At 36.8% G+C, this 413-nt stretch carries 1 pseudogene; it reads left to right on the forward strand.

Going from position 1 to position 413, the window contains the following annotated elements:
- Positions 1 to 413: pseudogene (locus tag LPB88_RS23735) on the forward strand (hypothetical protein); the annotation flags it as partial.

Here is a 413-nt window from a genome sequence, read left to right on the forward strand (position 1 = left end):
ACAGATAATTGTTCAACCGTAACATACGATAAAGTGAGTGGACAATTCCAAAGAGGAATTTGCGGCAGCACAGGTACATATACCAATACATGGACTGCAAAAGATGTTTGTAATAATACATCAACTGTTTTCACACAAGTAATTACGGTTCAAGACACTGCTATTCCAACTTGGATTACACAAGCCGGATCATTAGATATCACATTACAATGTAGTGATGCAAATGGTTTAATAGCTGCACAAAGTCAAGCGCCAAGTGCAACAGCTAATTGTTCAATTGTTACTTATACCAAAACAAGCGGTCAATTTATAGCTTCTCAATCTTGTAGTAATTCCGGTACTTATACTAATACTTGGGTTGCCGAAGATGATTGCGGAAATATTACCAGTACTTTCACGCAAGTGATTATTAC

The organism is Flavobacterium sp. JAS, from assembly GCF_020991455.1.
In the GTDB taxonomy this organism is placed as follows: Bacteria; Bacteroidota; Bacteroidia; order Flavobacteriales; family Flavobacteriaceae; genus Flavobacterium.